Raw genomic sequence first — 16,572 nt, 5'->3', positions numbered from 1 at the left:
TCTAAATCATCTTAAGATGTTTGTAAAATACTTATCTCTAATAAGGTTTCGAAATAACCTGAAGAGTAGCATCTACATCCTATTTCAGTAGGGATAATAAGGCGAAATCATAACATAAACCACAACTCCCGAAATCGCCACATACAACCAAATAGGAAAGGTAATACGCGCAATCTTTTTATGACGCTCAAAATTATTAGTAATCGCCCTTACATAAGTAATCAACACGAAAGGGATGACTATAATAGATAATAGAATATGAGTAATCAGAATAAAATAATAGATGTATTTAATCAGTCCCTCACCGCCAAATTTTGTAGAATCACTAGTCATATGATAGGCAATATACATGACCAAAAATGCAACAGATAAGCCTATTGCCGTTTTCATGAGATTCTCGTGCAACCGGCGTTTATTGTTTTTTATGGCTAACAAGGCCGACATTAAGACTATAGCGGTAACAGCATTAACACTTGCGTAAACCATTGGCAAAAAAGTTAATGGCTCAACATTGGGAATTTTTACGCTAAATAATACAGCGACTACAATAGGGATGACTACGGACAATAATACAATCCACTTGTTATATTTTTTTTCTTCGGAAGGATTTTCTCTTGTCTTCATTACTCTTTCAATAATTTTGCGATATCTTCCTTCAACATACTTATTTCTTCAGTTTCTCCATCTTCATCCTGTTGCTCTTCTTCACTTACGATGCCCTTGTAGAAAATTTTTGGGTTCCCAAAATTGTCTTTACGTGAACGCATAAAACCATTTTTATCAATAAGTGCGAAATTACCCGAATGCTCAAAGCCACCATCTACTTCAGGGTTTTGACCTGCATAAATATTAAAACCAACGTTGGCCAAGGCATAAATTTCCTCTTGATCTCCCGTCATTAAATTCCAATTTGGGTTTGTGATGCCGTACTTTTCAGCATAAGCTTTTAAAACCTCGGGAGAATCGTGTTCTGGGTTAATGGTAAAGGAAGCCACACCAAAATCTTCAAAATCACTAAAGGTGTTTTGTATTTGCACTAGGTTTCGATTCATTCTTGGGCATATGGTTGGACAGGTCGTAAAAAAGAACTCAACCACATACACTTTATTTTCGTAGTCTTTATTGGTTATGGTATCGCCCTCTTGGTTTACAAACTCAAAAGGCGGTACTTTTTTAGCCTCTCCATTGATTTCCAAAAAAAGCAAATCTGATAAATTGTCTGTACTGCCTTTGGTGACGTTCTTACTTCTACTCTCATCTCTCGTAATGTCTCCGCCTTTAATTCTATCTATGATTCTTGGGATAAAAATTATCCCGAACACTAAGAGAATAAATGCAATACCAACGTAAGAATAGTTTGTTTTTTTAGAGGCCATAGGTATGCTTAATTTTGTTCTGCTTTTAAATCTTCTGCACGTCTGGATGACGAGTCAAAATTTCCTTTTCGCTTTTGGCGATATTCGGTAAATAAAATACGAAGATCATCACTCATTTTATTCTTAATCTCTGCAACTTCAATGCAGTCATAAGAATATAAGGGATATACTTCAGAATTTTTCTCTACTTCGGTTTTATTACGATCATCGATTCGACCGCGTTGTTTCATGTCTTTATCAACAATAAAAATATGATCTGTTGAAAGGTCATCCGCAAGAGGTTCTTCTGTCTTTAAACTATTAAAAAGTGTTTTGATATCTCCAGGCTCACCAAAGACGTAATGCCAAAAGCGCATATCATCATAATTGTTGATTTCCTTTTGAAGCGCTTCAGCCTGTTCCTCGGTGCCTTTTGGCAACACGATAACCATTTGAAACTTCTTAAAGCCCTTAAACTTATCATACACCAACTCCTTTAAATTTGAAGCCGCAATATTATGCTTAATGGGATTGTCTCCCAGAAATCCTAAAATAGTGATGTGGTCTTCAAGCTTGACCTCTGTATCATCTGTAGTGCTAAAAAACTGAAGCTCAGAAACGTTTTGATCAACTACCTGGAGCGGATTGTAGTTATGGGTTGAAGGATACAGAAACAGCAAAAAGACGACGGGCAGAAAGAACAATATGACTAAAACTGCAACTGTTTTTTTTGGCATTTTTCCCATGTTTCTGCATCAAGTATTTGTTATGCAAAAATAGAAAAGACGGTTTAGAAAAACCGTCTTTTGTTATAGTTTATATTAATAATAACATTACGTTATTTTTAGAAATCTCGTTTTATGTGTCCATTTTCATAAACACTTTCAATATATCCACCTTCTTGCAATAAGATAAAGACGAGGTAGCAAATAAGAAATACAGCAGTCCAAACGACCATTCTCCTTAACGCTGGTGTTTCATCTCTCATGTGCATGAAATCCCAAGTAATATAATAGGCTTTAACTATAGTCAATAGGATAAAAATCCAATTTAAGGTTTTCATCCCTAAGATGTCTCCCATAAATACTTCTGGCTTGTAAATACCTAAAATTACCTCTATTGCTGTAATGATAGACAGAAGGATAAGAACACCCCAGATTTTCTGTTGGTTTGACTTAAATTTTAAGCGACCTCTAAATATTTCAAGCTTGTGTGCGTGTGCCATTTCAAATAATTATTTTTCTTGGTTAAACAAGGTAAAAGAAGGTAAATACAAATACCCATACCAAATCTACAAAGTGCCAGTACAATCCAACTTTCTCAACCATTTCATAACTTCCTCGTTTTTCATAAGTTCCTAAAATAACATTAAAGAAAATAATGATGTTAATCATCACCCCTGAGAATACGTGGAACCCGTGAAATCCTGTGATAAAGAAAAAGAAATCTGCAAATAATGAAGTTCCATATTCATTGACTTGGAGATTCGCCCCTTCAACTACTAAAGTACCATTGGCCTTAAGTTGCTTTAAAGATTCTTCTCTTGACAAGATGGTCTTCTCTCCTTCTTCGTTTATGGTTTGTGTTCTCACTAAAAGATTGCTGTTGGCTTCTAATCCGCTGTAAACCTCATCAACGGTAAATGGAGGTAAAGTGCCTTCACTCATAAACCAAACTCCTGTTTTGCTTTCTTGCTGAACACGTTCTCCTGGAATGTTTGCTGCAAAATCACGAACGGCTACCCTTTTAAAGACGGTCTCACCATCTTTTTGGACGTACTCCCCAAACTGGAGAATATTCCCTCCTTTGGTCTGTACTGCGCCATAATCTCCTTTAATAAAGGTACCCCATTCCCAAGCTTGACTTCCAACGAAGATCAAACCACCAATAATGGTTAAGAACATGTACCAAGTGACTTTGGTCTTATTCATATGATGTCCGGCATCAACAGCCAAAACCATTGTTACAGATGACATGATCAAGACAAAAGTCATAAAAGCCACGTAAATCATAGGATAATTGCCATGAAAAAACGGAACGTGTGTAAACACCTCATCAGCGATGGGCCAAGAGCCTATGAACTTGAATCGTGAAAAACCATAAGCTGCCAAAAAGCCAGAAAAGGTTAAGGCATCAGATACGATAAAAAACCACATCATCAATTTACCATAACTTGCCTTTAAAGGCTTATTACCGCCTCCCCAGGTTTTTCCCTCTGTTCCAGTATTTGCTACTGTAGTATCCATAGAACCCATTTAAATGTTAAAAGTTGCACAAAAATAATCATTTTATTTATCTATATAAAAACCCTTTTTCAAATTTTACAGTCTTTCTTGGTGTTTCTTGACCATCGCGTGCTTAATGCTTGACCAACAGACATCAATTAAACCACATAAGACAAGAATAAAAACAAGAACAACCACAGTATATCAATGAAATGCCAAAAAGTGGCCGAAAGTCGTAACCCTAACATGGACTCTGCATTATATTTCTGTTTAAAATGATTATAAATTACTACCAAAATCGAAATCAAGCCAGCAAACACATGTAAAATATGCACCGCAGCGATCACATAGATAAAACTCATGGTGACATTACTTGTAGGTCCAGTAAAATTGTACCCACCTGCAATAATTTCTTCAAACCCTTGAATCTGACTAAATATAAAAGCAATACCAAGGCCAAATGTTACTAATAACATGGCTGTTGTTAGGCTTCTATTATTTGATTTTAAGGCGCGTTTTGCGATTATAAATGTAATACTACTTATCACAATGAGCACACAACTTATCAAAAAGGCATTGGGCATTATAAAATCTTCAAGCCAATCCTCTCGTTTTCTACTTACTAAAACAGCACTGGTCAAGCCAGCAAAAGACATGACCAATGAAATGATACCAAACCAAAGCATCATCCGTTTTGCGCGTTCGTTTTTTTCTTCTAAAGTTCCTTGAGTTAAGTCCATTCTATCTTATAAATTTATCAGCAACATATATAATCTGTACCAAGGTAATATAACTAACACTAGCCAACATCAACTGTTTGGCAGCCTTTGCGGTTCGTTTTTTAAATAATTCAAAAGCGTAAAGCAACATCACTAAGCCCAATGCAAAGACTAAAATACCGGCAACGATAGATAATTTTAAATCTCCCGTGATCCCAAAAACAGGAACTACAGACACTAAAATCGTCCACACAGTATACATAATGGTTTGTACCGCCGTGCCTTTATCTCGTTTTCCTGTGGGTAACATAAAAAACCCTCCTTTTTTGTAATCATCAAATAAAAACCAGCCTATGGCCCAAAAATGAGGAAATTGCCAAAAAAACTGTAAAGCAAACAACGTACCTGGCTCAATACCAAATTCGTCTCTGGCGGCAACCCAACCTAACATAAAAGGGATAGCTCCAGGGATGGCCCCAACAAACACAGATAACGGTGTTCTTGTTTTTAAAGGCGTATAAACACAGGTGTATAAAAATATGGAAATGGCACCGTACATGGCCGTACGCTCATTGATAATGTAAAGCGTTACCAAGCCTAAGATCGTGAATACGGTAGCTATAATAAAAGCTGCAGGAACAGACATTCGTCCTGCAGGAATGGGTCGGTTTTTGGTGCGATCCATTAGGATGTCTAGATCCTTCTCAATAATTTGATTGAATGCATTAGAGGCGCCTACCATAAAGTAACCTCCTAAAGATAACATGACCAGTGTAAATCCATCTACAACGATGGCTCCTAAAAGATATCCTGCAACCGCAGAAAACACGACACTTAAAGACAATCTCATTTTTGTGATTTCCTTAAAGTCGGAAATCAATATAGGTAGGGAAAGAGAAGAATTTGCGGTACTCAACACCAGTCTTTTTAATGCGTTTGCAAAGATACTCTGAAAATTGGTTATGGGCAATTCAAAATCAAATAAATAATCTCCTTTTAACTTCGGAAATGCGAAGAACATTTAAATAGATAATATCAAAAAAGCCATGACACCTAAAGGTCTTAATTGCTTCAAATTTCCGAAGACATCGTTTTAAAAATCGTTATACCAGTTGAACAGTGATGTTCTTAAACCTATATTAAACCAAACAGTATTACTTTCTACAGTACTTTCGGTTATGGCCTCTGGATTAAAATTTCTAAAAGTTAAGTTGGTAAACAACCTCAAATTTGTAGCGGTATTGACAACGTATCCCGCTTGTAAGTCAAATTGGAACACATTGACTTGGTTACCCTGCCCAACAGTAATACCTGTATTTGCATTTCTATCGCGCTCATCACCATAAATATCTCCTCCGTAGAAAAAACTATCCTCTTCGGTATCAAAATCAAAACCTCTTTTGCCAAAAATAAGTTTAGCATCAGCATACCAACGTCTGTAGTTGTAGCGGCCAATAAGTATGGCCTCACTAAAATTAGCACCCCACAAATGCGCCATGGGCTGATTATTATGAGCATAATTCAACACGATGGTGTTGTGCGAATAGGTGTAAGGGCGCACGCGATTGTATTCAAACTGCAATAAAAGATTATCGACCTTAAACGCATCAAAATATTTCACTCCAAGCTGATAGCCAAATTTGTTTTTCCAACTTTTATTGCCGCCAGTAATATCTGTTAGAGAAAATTCATCTAAAATAAATTGTCCGTAAATATTGACTTTATTGTTCCATTTGTATTTACCAGATGCTCCTAAAATAGCATTTCCGGCATTTTGCCCCGTCTCAAACTCGATAGCTCGGTAAAATATCACAGGATTTAAATAGTTGAGATCAAATCCACGATTATTGGCATCGGTCCATAGTACCGATTCAAACAACCCAATATTAAGACGCTTAGACACGTTCCAACTCAAATAATGATTGGCCATATATTTAGTCAAAAACGCACCGTCTTCTAAAACTTCTGCTCTTACATCTCTAAGAGACATCCATGTATTGGTGTATTTTATTTTCCAGAATTTGGTATTTAGCTTAACAAAGGGATAGGGACTGCTCACATCACTTTGCAACAAAGAACGGTAGCCATCACCAATAAAGTTTTTACCGTGACCAAACTGAATATTTAAGAAATCAACCGGCGAGTAAGTCAAATAGCCCTCTGCCACTGGGTAATCATAAGCATCTTCTTTAAAACGTTTTGAAACGCCGCGTCCAGGTACAATAGGTTCTCCTACCGACGCTCTAATACTTTCTATGTAATTGTTATAGTAATCTGCAAACCGACCTTGACTTTCATAAATTGAGGTAGAGAAATTAAACTTTTTCCCTAACCCCGCTTGCACCCAAATACCACGGGTGTTATTAAAGGTACTTGTTCCGTTTTCACTGTCTTTACCAACTTGCAAATCCAGTATAGGGTCTACGGTAAACCAATAGTCTTTTCCTTGAACAGCAACTAAATGTTCGTCCCAAAGTTTCCTGTTCCACCAGGCATCAGAACCTTTTACCAAATCTTTCTTTTCGGCCTTAAAATCATAATATTGAGCGACCTCTTGGTATATAAATGGTTTTGCTGCGGTGTGACTATTAGTACCCAAACCATTCAACTCTTGGTCAAAACGGGCATAATAATTATGGGTAAACGGAATGTTTAGTTGACTACTGTATTCTAGTTTTTGATAAGGTACCGTTTTAATGTTTACACTATCAAACTCGGCACTTACATCTTCATTGAGATTAGCATTTGTAATATCGGTCGTGTTTGTTTTAAGTTGATCCATTTGACCTGAAGTCACTTCTGCAGGATCTACTAGCGGAATCTTGACGCCCAAAGCATATTGAAAATAAGTAGGTTTCCCGTTATAAGTGCCCGGCTGCACTTTTGGAAGACTATCAAAAACGCGCTGGGTTTCCAATTTCAGTTCTTCATAAACAGCGTCGGTATAAATCACGTTGATTTCACCTTCATCATCAACCTCAAACAGTATCTTAATCTCACCTGTATAACCATCTTTGGTCACCTTTTCAGGAACTTTAAAATTACCGTAAATAAATTGATTGATTTTATTGTTGAAGCAGGCCTTTAGGTCATCAACAGGTTGAGATTCGCACTCGGGAAACACAGGTGCTTTTTCAAAGTTTGTAGTCTCTTGAGCTAGACCTATATTAAAAGATAGTAATGAAAACAGTAAGAGCAGATTCTTCATGAAATGAGCGCAACTTAATTTTGGCGAAAGATACCATTTTTTTCAAAACAGAATTTTTGGAAATTACAGCACGTTTCTAATCTTAAAACACTAATCGCTTCTTAAGAATTTGTGTATTTTTGATCTCAATAATTAATAAAATAATTATGGATTCCTCATTAAAATATGTCGTTTTTGGTGCTGGTAGCTGGGCAACAGCTATCGTTAAAATGCTTTGCGAAAATCTAGATGAAGTTGGCTGGTATATGCGCAGTGTTTATACTAAAGAACACTTAATCAAGGAACAACACAACCCTAGTTATTTAAGTTCTGTTGAATTTAAAGTCGACCAATTAAAATTAAGTAATGACATCAACGAGATGGCAAATTATGCCGACGTGATGATTTTTGTCATTCCCTCTGCTTTTATACACGCTGAATTAGAAAAACTCACCACAGATATCTCGAAAAAAATCATCGTATCTGCCGTAAAAGGCATTATGCCCGAAACCGGAAAATTAGTGGGAGAGCATTTTCATGATGATTATCACATTCCTTTTGAAAACATTGCGGTAATTGCTGGTCCTTGCCATGCTGAGGAAGTAGCTCTAGAGCGTCTCTCATACCTCACCATTTCTTGCGCAGATGCTGAAAAAGCTCAACATATTGCTGATGCACTGTCTAGTGATTATATCAACACAAAAATAAGTGATGATGTTATTGGTACCGAATATGCCGTGATGCTTAAAAACATTTATGCTATTGCTGCCGGAATAGCACATGGATTGGGTTATGGTGATAATTTCCAAAGTGTGCTTATGAGCAATGCCATTAGAGAAATGAAACGTTTTATCAAAAAAATGCATAAAATGAAACGTAACATTAATGACTCCGCTTATTTGGGAGATTTATTGGTAACCGGCTATTCTACATTCTCAAGAAATCGCATGTTCGGGAACATGATTGGAAAAGGCTACACTGTAAAGTCTGCTCAAATGGAAATGAGCATGGTAGCAGAAGGATATTATGCAACCAAAAGTGCGCACGAATTGAATAAGAAAAACAAGAAAAAAACCCAATTACCTATTGTAAATGCGGTTTATGATATTTTGTACGAAAACAAAAATCCTAAAAAAGTATTTCAGAAATTAACTGAAAAACTAGATTAGAAGCGCACATCTTTTAAGCTCTATTCCGCCATAACTCCTTTTAATTGCATTAAGGGCAATGTTCTTAAGGCCTTATCATTAATGGTGTTTTTTCTGAATTTGTAGGTCTTATCAAACAGTTGATTGTCTAGAAAAAAGGTGACTTTAAACTCATTGTTCAATTTTAGAACCTCTTCTTGCATAAATTCAATTTTAGCGTAACTTCTAGCAGGTAAGAGTTTTATAGTATGACGCATTACGGGCGTTATCTTTTCTTCGGAATAGCCTTTGGAAGCAATAAGCACGGTATCTAAATTAACATCTTTATTGTTGATAATGTAAGCGTTCCAGTCATCAGTCTTATATTCGGGGTGCTGCTCTTGAACGACTGCAACAAATACGTCTTCTACTTTAGGAATGTGAATGTCTTTTTTCATATTTCAAAAATAGTAAACTATTGTAAATAGCTATTGCTATAGCCAGGTACTGTAATTCCTTTAAAAAAAAAGTGACGAAACAACTCTGCTTGGGTGTACAGCTAGAAAAATCCTTAGCCGTATTACTAGTTATTTCCAACCACCGCCAAGTGCTTCATAAAGGTTAACGATGCTCAATAATTGCTGCAAACGACTATCTATAACATTAAGTTCTGCATTAAGAGCACTTTGTCTTGCGGTCAAGAGGTCTAAATAGTTTGCAAAACCGTTTTTTAGGAGCTCGTTAGAGTTACTTTCAGCATTACGTAAGGCCTCTACTTCCAGTTGACGGAATTCATATTTACGAGTTTCGGCATTGTAATTATAGAGTGCATTCGATATTTCTTGACCTGCCACTAATAAAGAACGTTTAAACTCTAACAAGGCCTGTTCTTGGTCTGCATCGGCCACTTCTTTTTGAGTTCTAATACGACGTTGATTAAAAATAGGCTGCGCTAGATTACCAATAAGAGTTGCAAAGAGAGAGTTCGCATTAAATAGTTTATCGAGTTCTAGACTTTGAAGTCCGCCATTGGCAGTCAAGGTTAAAGACGGATAGAAATTACTTCTTGCAACATTTGTAAGCTCAAAACGATTTACCAAATTATATTCTGCAGCAATCACGTCTGGACGATTTCGTAATAAACTCGAAGGCACACCCAACTTGAGCTCGGTATCTATGGTTTGCACGTCTAGTGTGCTTCGCTCATAGGTTTGCGGTGCTTTACCCAATAGAAGACTCATGGCGTTTTCTGCCCGATTTATGGCCACTTCTAAATCTACCAATAACGCTCTTGCATTATTATATTGGGCAATATTTTGATCTACGGCAACTTGATTTACTTGTCCGGCATCTTTTAATGCTTTGATGGTAGACACACTACTATCCCTAACCGCAACACTTCTCTTAGTTATCGTGATCTGGGCATCTAAAGATAGTAACTGGTAATACGTTGATGCAATATCAGAAATCAAACGTGTTTTTACCGCTTGATGCGCGGCAATACTTTGTAAATAGGTAGCTTGAAATGCTCTTTTATTGCTTCTTATTTTACCCCAAACATCGGCTTCCCATGACAGGCTGCCCGAGAGCTCGTACTGATCAATAGCGCCGCTAAAAAAAGATCCAAACTGACTATTTCTAGACAGCTCTTGATGAGTATAGGTTGCTCCGGCATCTAAAGTAGGAAAGAACGAAGCCTTGCCTTGTTTTAAATAAGCTTCTGTTGCTAACATTTGTTGGATAGCAATACGAATGTCTATGTTGTTCTCAAGACCTTCTTCTATATACTGCCTTAAGTAAGGGTCATTGAACATATCTTTCCAAGACACATCTGCCATAGATAAACTATCTTGGGGCAACTGATCTGTTCTAAATAGATTTGTATCAATTTCTTCAACAGTAGGACGCTCATACTCTTTTGCTGCAAAACATCCTTGTAGCATGATGGCCATTAAGCCAAAGCCTATAAATTGGTATAGGTTATTGTTTTTCATCTTGATTGTTTTAGGACTTTGCATCATCAGTTATAGCATTCTTTTTGTTTCCACCTATTTTTTCTTGTAGCCATTGAAAGAATATAAACAGAATAGGAATTACAAATACCCCTGTTATTGTTCCTACCAAAAGGCCACCCACGGCTCCTGTACCGATAGATCTGTTACCAGCAGCACCAACACCACTAGCTAAAACCAAAGGCATTAACCCAAGAATAAAGGCAAATGATGTCATTAAAATAGGACGCAAACGTGCTTCGGCCCCATGAACAGCAGCGTCTAAAATAGATTCTCCTTGACGGCGCCGCTGCAGAGCAAACTCTACAATCAAAATCGCATTTTTAGCTAGAAGCCCTAATAACATGATCAAGGCAATTTGAAAGTAGATGTTGTTTTGTAATCCTGCGAATTGCGTAACAACGTAGGCACCAAAAACACCAAGAGGTAAGGATAAAATTACCGACAATGGGATAAGGTAACTCTCGTACTGAGCTGCTAATAAAAAGTAAACAAATACCAATGATAATAAGAAAATCGTGGTAGTTTGATTACCTGCGCTCACCTCTTCTCTAGTTAGTCCTGAATAAGCTGTGGTATAATTACTCGGCAAGCTTTGCGCAACTTCCTCTACTGCTGCAATAGCATCACCTGAACTAAAGCCAGGATTGGTTGCAGCTGTAATTTTTGTAGAGTTAAACAGATTAAATCGGGTGACAGATTGGGGGCCATACACCCGTTTAAGGGATACAAATGACGTGATAGGTGTCATCTCTCCATTTCCTGTACGTACGTACAATTGATTGAGATCGCTTTTTTCTGCACGATCTTCTGGTAACGCTTGTACATACACACGATACTGCTTTCCAAACCTTGAAAAATCGGCAGCAAATACACTTCCTATATATCCTTGTAAAGTTGAAAAAATACTGCTAATGGGAACTCCAAGTTCTTTGGCCAATGGCACATTAATCTCAAGTTCATATTGTGGATATTTTGTGTTAAAAGAAGATTGTGCATACTGTATTTCTGGACGTTGCGACAGTTTACCAATAAATTCTTGGTTTACTTTATCTAATTCCAAAAAGCTACCCCCGGAGCGATCCAATAAATTCACCTCTACTCCTGCCGAACTACCAAATCCTGGTATACTTGGAGGTGCAAAAAATACAATATTTGCCTCAGGAATTTGCGCTGCAACTCCAAACATTTTTGCAGTGATACTTTCTACGGAAAGTGAGTCTGCTCCACGATCTTCCCAATCATCCAATCTAATAAATCCAAGTCCATTATTACTCCCTTCACCTCCTAAAAAGCTTCGTCCTTCAATAATAGAACCCGCCTTTACTCCGGGTATTTGAACCAATTTATTATATAGCTCCTCATTAACTTGATGTGTTCTATCTACAGATGACCCTGGAGGGAGCTCTACGTTCAAAAAGATAATACCTCTATCTTCATCTGGTACAAAACCAGTTTTAACTACAGAAGAGGACCACCAAATTCCGGCTACAGCCAATAACAGAATGACCACCGTGATCCATTTATTGCGATATAAGAAATGAACTGATCGCCCATATTTTTTTGTGGTCGCATCAAAGCCTCTATTAAATGCCTTAAAGAATCTTTGAATATAAGATGACTTTGATTTTTCATGTTTCTCATCATGTCCCTTTAAAAATAAAGCACATAATGCTGGGCTCAAGGTTAGTGCATTCACTGCAGAAATTACAATAGCCACAATAAGCGTTATACCAAACTGTTCATAGAAAACTCCTGTTGGACCTTGTACAAAGGTCACCGGAATAAATACAGCTGCCATGACCAAGGTAATCGAGATAATTGCCCCAGAAATTTCGTGCATCGCATCTAAGGTTGCTTTCTTAACATCACTTTCACCCTCATCAATTTTGGCGTGCACCGCCTCTACCACTACAATGGCATCATCTACAACAATACCAATGGCGAGCACTAATGCAAACAAGGTGAGTAGATTGATAGAGTAGCCAAATAAATTGAGGAAGAAAAACGTCCCGATGATAGATACCGGCACAGCGATGGCAGGTATTAATGTCGATCTAAAATCCTGTAAGAATATAAATACCACTAAAAACACTAGTAAAAATGCTTCGGCCAGCGTGCTAACCACTTTTTCGATAGACGCGTTAAGAAAATTATTGGTATTGTAAGGCACAAATATTTCAACTCCAGCAGGTAATTCTGCTTTGATTTCCTCTAAACGCTGTTCAATCTCTAAAATAATATCTCTTGCGTTTGAGCCTTTGGTTTGAAAAATCCCTAAGTTAACCGCAGGATTTCCTTTGGTTGCACCACCACCAGTATAAGACTGTGCACCAAGTTCAATTTCTGCAACATCTTTTAGTCGAAGAAATTTTCCACCACCTAAAGCCTTAATAACAATATCACTGTATTGTGATTCGGTTTTAAATCGGCCACTATATTTGATAACATAACTGAAGGCTTTGCCATCATTTTCCCCCAAAGACCCTGCAGCTGCTTCCAAACTTTGCTCATTTAGAGCCGCCGTAACATCTGATGGAATGAGACCATAAGCCGCCAATTTTTCTGGTTTGATCCAGATTCGCATTGCATAATCCTTAGACCCAAATACATTAACATTTCCTACACCATTTACTCTTTGGAGTTCTGGAATGACATTAATTTTTAAATAATTTTGAATAAAAGTATCGTCGTAATCGGGATTGGAACTGTAAAATGACATATACATTAACGCACTGTTCTGCTGTTTTTGAGTAGTCACACCCGTTTGTAAAACAGCTTGCGGTAATAATGAGTTTGCTCGCGCCACTCGATTTTGAACATTTACCGCTGCAATATCTGGGTCTACTTCTTGATCAAAAAATACCGTAATTGAAGCAACACCTGTATTTGATGCACTAGAGGTTAAATAGGTCATTCCCTCTACACCATTAATTTGCTCTTCAAGAGGAATAACCACACTTTCTAGAATGGTTTCGGCGTTAGCTCCAGGATAAGTAGCACTCACGGTAACCGTTGGTGGCGCAATATCTGGATATTGAGTTATTGGTAAAGCCGTAAGTCCCAACACTCCTAAAATCACAATGATTATGGAGATTACTGTAGACAGTACTGGGCGTTCTATAAATAATTTCAGCATGGTTTCGTAAACTTCAGTTGGTTATCTAAATACCGTTTTAGTAGGTTTTGCAATACTATCAAAAGGTACTTTCTTAGGGATAATTTTAGTATCGCCTCTCAATTTTGAGATGCCGGTTGCAACAATGAGGTCTCCTTCTTTAATACCTTCGGAAATCACATATACAGCATCTACTTCATCTTTAATAGTAATACCTGCAGATACCGCGGTACTGTCTGGGTTTACTTGATACACATAGGTACTTCCTTGTTGCTCGTAAGTTGAGGTTTTGGGAACAATTATAGCGTTATCATAGGTTTTTGGAACTTTTATCTTTCCGCTATTACCATTTGTAAGGAGTCTGTTCTTATTTTCAAAAACAGCTCTAAAGGTAATCGCACCGGTATTCATATCTATTTGAGAATTAATGGTCTCAATCTTGCCTTCATTTTCGTAAGTCATTCCATTAGCTAATATCAAACTTACCTTTGGCATTTTCTCTATTTTCTCATCAAGTCCCTCGCCCTCTGCATTTTGAATAAAATCGAGATACTCTTTCTCATTCATAGAAAAATAGGCATAAACTTTACTAATGTCTGAAACTATAGTTAAAGGCTCTTGACTTGACGGACTTACCAAAGCTCCTTTTCGCAATCTTATACTTCCCACATAACCATCTACAGGACTCTTGATCGATCCATAATCTATATTTGCTGCAATGCCGCTATAGGCACTTTGCGCTTGCTGTAACTGCGCCTTAGCGGTTTCTAGTTGAACCTCACTGATAATATCTTTCTCTACCAAAGGTTTCAACTTATCTACTTCCACCTGAGCAGCATTGACATTAGCTTTTGCGGCTGCGGCATCTTGGTTAAGAGATTGTGTCTCTAACTTAAATAGCACTTGCCCCTTTCGTACTTTTTGACCTTCGTCTACCAATACCTCTGTAATGTATCCTGATATTTTAGCGCGTACCTCACTATTGACAATACCCTCTATACTGGTTGGAAACATGGTGTAACCAACAACAGTTTTTGTTGGAATCTCAGTGACTTCAAAAGATTTAGGACCTTGAGGCGCTTGAGACGGCTTTTCATCCTTACTTCCGCAGCTCACCGCTAGGGCAACCAAAACGAATAAAGATAAAATATGGAGGTTATTTTTTTTCATTGTATGAGTAATTTAGTGGGTTTTAGTGATTTTTGATCTTAACTTGGAAATCGATTCTGTGGCCTCTTCCAAAAATTTTATATAATTATCGTGAAATTCTAAATCAAACTTTGAACCTTGATCAGTAACACTTTTATTAGCTTTTTCTTTGTATATCTTTATTTCAGAATGCAATTCCTTTTGTGTCTCCCAAGACCGCATCATCTCATCAATACCTTGAACAATCATGTCGTTATTAATGGTAAAATACTTTTTACGATCACCCGCTTTAGTAAAATAGTTGATCCTTTTTAAATCTTGTAAATGATTTAAATGCGTTGAAATTGTACTCTTGCTGGCGCAGAGATTAGAGACTAAATCTTCGAAAGTTGTACCGATTTTGCCCGTTAAGATGATAAAGGATAAAATGCGTGCCGCAACTGGAGCCAATTGCTCTTTCTGCTCCAACATGACGCCCAATTTTTCTACTAATCTTTGTTTTTCTTTATCCAACACTATCCCATTTTCAATACTGTTTTGCAAAATTAAACTTAGTTCGGTTTTCCCCGAACCAATCGAAGTTAAATGAATGTTAAATAAAAAAAACCGATAGCTATCGGTTTTTACCTATTTATAAAGTCGCAAATTTTAGAGCACGCTCTTAAATTGCTCTAGAAAACGCACATCGTTTTCACTTAATAATCTAATGTCACTAATTTGGTGCAGTAGTAAGGCAATACGATCTATCCCCATACCAAAAGCAAAACCAGAATATTCTTTAGAGTCGATACCACAGTTTTCTAGCACGTTAGGATCTACCATACCGCATCCCATAATTTCAAGCCAACCCGTACCTTTGGTCATCTTGTAATCTGTTTCGGTCTCTAGGCCCCAATAGACATCTACCTCTGCACTTGGCTCTGTAAACGGAAAATATGAAGGTCTCAAACGTATTTTACTTTTACCGAACATTTCTGTGGTAAAATACTGTAGGGTTTGTTTAAGATCTGCAAAACTCACATCCTTATCGATATACAACCCTTCTACTTGATGGAAAAAGCAATGTGAACGGGCCGAAATGGCTTCATTTCTATAAACACGCCCTGGAGAAATTGTTCTAATGGGTGGTTTATTATTTTCCATATAACGCACTTGTACAGAACTTGTGTGGGTTCTCAATAGCACATCTGGATCGGTTTGGATAAAGAAGGTGTCTTGCATATCTCTCGCCGGATGGTATTCTGGCAAGTTCAAGGCGGTAAAATTATGCCAGTCATCTTCAATCTCTGGACCTTCACTAACATTGAACCCAATGCGAGAAAATATATCGACAATTTGATTTTTTACTATGGAAATAGGATGGCGAGCACCAATCTCAAGTGGTTCTCCCGGTCTGGATAAATCACCATAAATCCCTTTAACTTCTTCTTTTCTCTCAAATTCTTCTTTGAGGGTATTGACACGTTCTTCTGCAGTAGTTTTGAGCTTGTTTATGGTTTGCCCAAATTCTTTCTTTTGATCATTGGCCACATTCTTAAACTCAGCAAAATAGGCATTGAGTAACCCTTTCTTGCCCAAATATTTTATACGAAATGCCTCAACCTCTTCTTTGGATTGTGCCGAAAATGCTTCTGCTTCTGAAATGAGCTCCTTTAACTTATCTATCATGGTTTGTGCTGA

Annotated in this window: 15 protein-coding genes; 1 reads left to right on the top strand and 14 read right to left on the bottom strand. The window is 37.3% G+C overall.

Annotation, left to right across the window (positions count from 1 at the left end; all coding sequences use genetic code 11):
• Positions 1-84: 84 nt before the first annotated feature.
• The 8 genes from P176_RS0110165 to P176_RS0110130 form a co-directional block, all read right to left on the bottom strand.
• Complete coding sequence (locus P176_RS0110165) at positions 85-624, bottom strand: DUF420 domain-containing protein (protein WP_026754608.1); 540 nt, start codon at positions 622-624, stop codon at positions 85-87.
• Positions 624-1,376, bottom strand: coding sequence for an SCO family protein (locus tag P176_RS0110160; protein WP_037348891.1), 753 nt, complete (start codon positions 1,374-1,376; stop codon positions 624-626). The genes P176_RS0110165 and P176_RS0110160 overlap by 1 nt, the downstream gene beginning before the upstream one ends.
• An 8-nt stretch (positions 1,377-1,384) precedes the next feature.
• A complete protein-coding gene (locus P176_RS0110155) occupies positions 1,385-2,092 on the bottom strand; it encodes a hypothetical protein (protein WP_231481231.1) in 708 nt (235 codons plus the stop codon).
• 107 nt (positions 2,093-2,199) lie between these two features.
• Positions 2,200-2,580, bottom strand: coding sequence for a cytochrome C oxidase subunit IV family protein (locus tag P176_RS0110150; protein WP_026754605.1), 381 nt, complete (start codon positions 2,578-2,580; stop codon positions 2,200-2,202).
• Positions 2,581-2,602: 22 nt separating this feature from the next.
• Entirely contained in the window at positions 2,603-3,601 is a 999-nt protein-coding gene (locus P176_RS0110145) for a cytochrome c oxidase subunit 3 (protein ID WP_026754604.1), read from the bottom strand.
• 137 nt (positions 3,602-3,738) lie between these two features.
• Positions 3,739-4,320 (bottom strand): cytochrome c oxidase subunit 3, encoded by a 582-nt coding sequence (locus tag P176_RS0110140; RefSeq protein ID WP_026754603.1) that lies wholly within the window; start codon positions 4,318-4,320, stop codon positions 3,739-3,741.
• A gap of 1 nt (position 4,321) precedes the next feature.
• Positions 4,322-5,320, bottom strand: coding sequence for a heme o synthase (gene cyoE / locus P176_RS0110135; protein WP_081820704.1), 999 nt, complete (start codon positions 5,318-5,320; stop codon positions 4,322-4,324).
• Positions 5,321-5,392: 72 nt separating this feature from the next.
• Positions 5,393-7,507 (bottom strand): hypothetical protein, encoded by a 2,115-nt coding sequence (locus P176_RS0110130; RefSeq protein WP_026754601.1) that lies wholly within the window; start codon positions 7,505-7,507, stop codon positions 5,393-5,395.
• A gap of 146 nt (positions 7,508-7,653) precedes the next feature.
• On the opposite strand from P176_RS0110130, the gene P176_RS0110125 reads away from it, so the two are divergent.
• Positions 7,654-8,655, top strand: a complete 1,002-nt coding sequence (locus P176_RS0110125) for an NAD(P)H-dependent glycerol-3-phosphate dehydrogenase (RefSeq protein ID WP_026754600.1) — start codon at positions 7,654-7,656, stop codon at positions 8,653-8,655.
• 20 nt (positions 8,656-8,675) lie between these two features.
• On the opposite strand, the gene P176_RS0110120 is transcribed toward P176_RS0110125, so the two are convergent.
• The 6 genes from P176_RS0110120 to pheS form a co-directional block, all read right to left on the bottom strand.
• Positions 8,676-9,071 carry a hypothetical protein gene (locus P176_RS0110120; protein WP_026754599.1) on the bottom strand — a complete coding sequence of 132 codons (396 nt, stop codon included), beginning with the start codon at positions 9,069-9,071 and terminating at the stop codon, positions 8,676-8,678.
• Between the two features lie 129 nt (positions 9,072-9,200).
• Entirely contained in the window at positions 9,201-10,607 is a 1,407-nt protein-coding gene (locus tag P176_RS0110115) for an efflux transporter outer membrane subunit (RefSeq protein ID WP_026754598.1), read from the bottom strand.
• Positions 10,608-10,617: 10 nt separating this feature from the next.
• Positions 10,618-13,764: an efflux RND transporter permease subunit gene (locus tag P176_RS0110110; RefSeq protein ID WP_026754597.1), complete on the bottom strand. Its 3,147-nt coding sequence runs from the start codon at positions 13,762-13,764 to the stop codon at positions 10,618-10,620.
• A gap of 21 nt (positions 13,765-13,785) precedes the next feature.
• The gene (locus P176_RS0110105) at positions 13,786-14,913 is read right to left on the bottom strand and encodes an efflux RND transporter periplasmic adaptor subunit (RefSeq protein ID WP_026754596.1); all 1,128 of its coding nucleotides are present in this window, start codon (positions 14,911-14,913) and stop codon (positions 13,786-13,788) included.
• A gap of 12 nt (positions 14,914-14,925) precedes the next feature.
• On the bottom strand, positions 14,926-15,363 hold the full coding sequence (locus tag P176_RS0110100) for a GbsR/MarR family transcriptional regulator (protein WP_051605593.1): 438 nt from the start codon (positions 15,361-15,363) through the stop codon (positions 14,926-14,928).
• A gap of 177 nt (positions 15,364-15,540) precedes the next feature.
• Complete coding sequence (pheS, locus tag P176_RS0110095; RefSeq protein WP_026754594.1) at positions 15,541-16,560, bottom strand: phenylalanine--tRNA ligase subunit alpha; 1,020 nt, start codon at positions 16,558-16,560, stop codon at positions 15,541-15,543.
• Between the last annotated feature and the right edge of the window lie 12 nt (positions 16,561-16,572).

Source organism: Sediminibacter sp. Hel_I_10 (assembly GCF_000688335.1).
GTDB lineage: Bacteria > Bacteroidota > Bacteroidia > Flavobacteriales > Flavobacteriaceae > Psychroserpens.
Note: the sequence above shows the minus strand (reverse complement) of the source record. Positions and strands in the feature narration are given on the sequence as shown.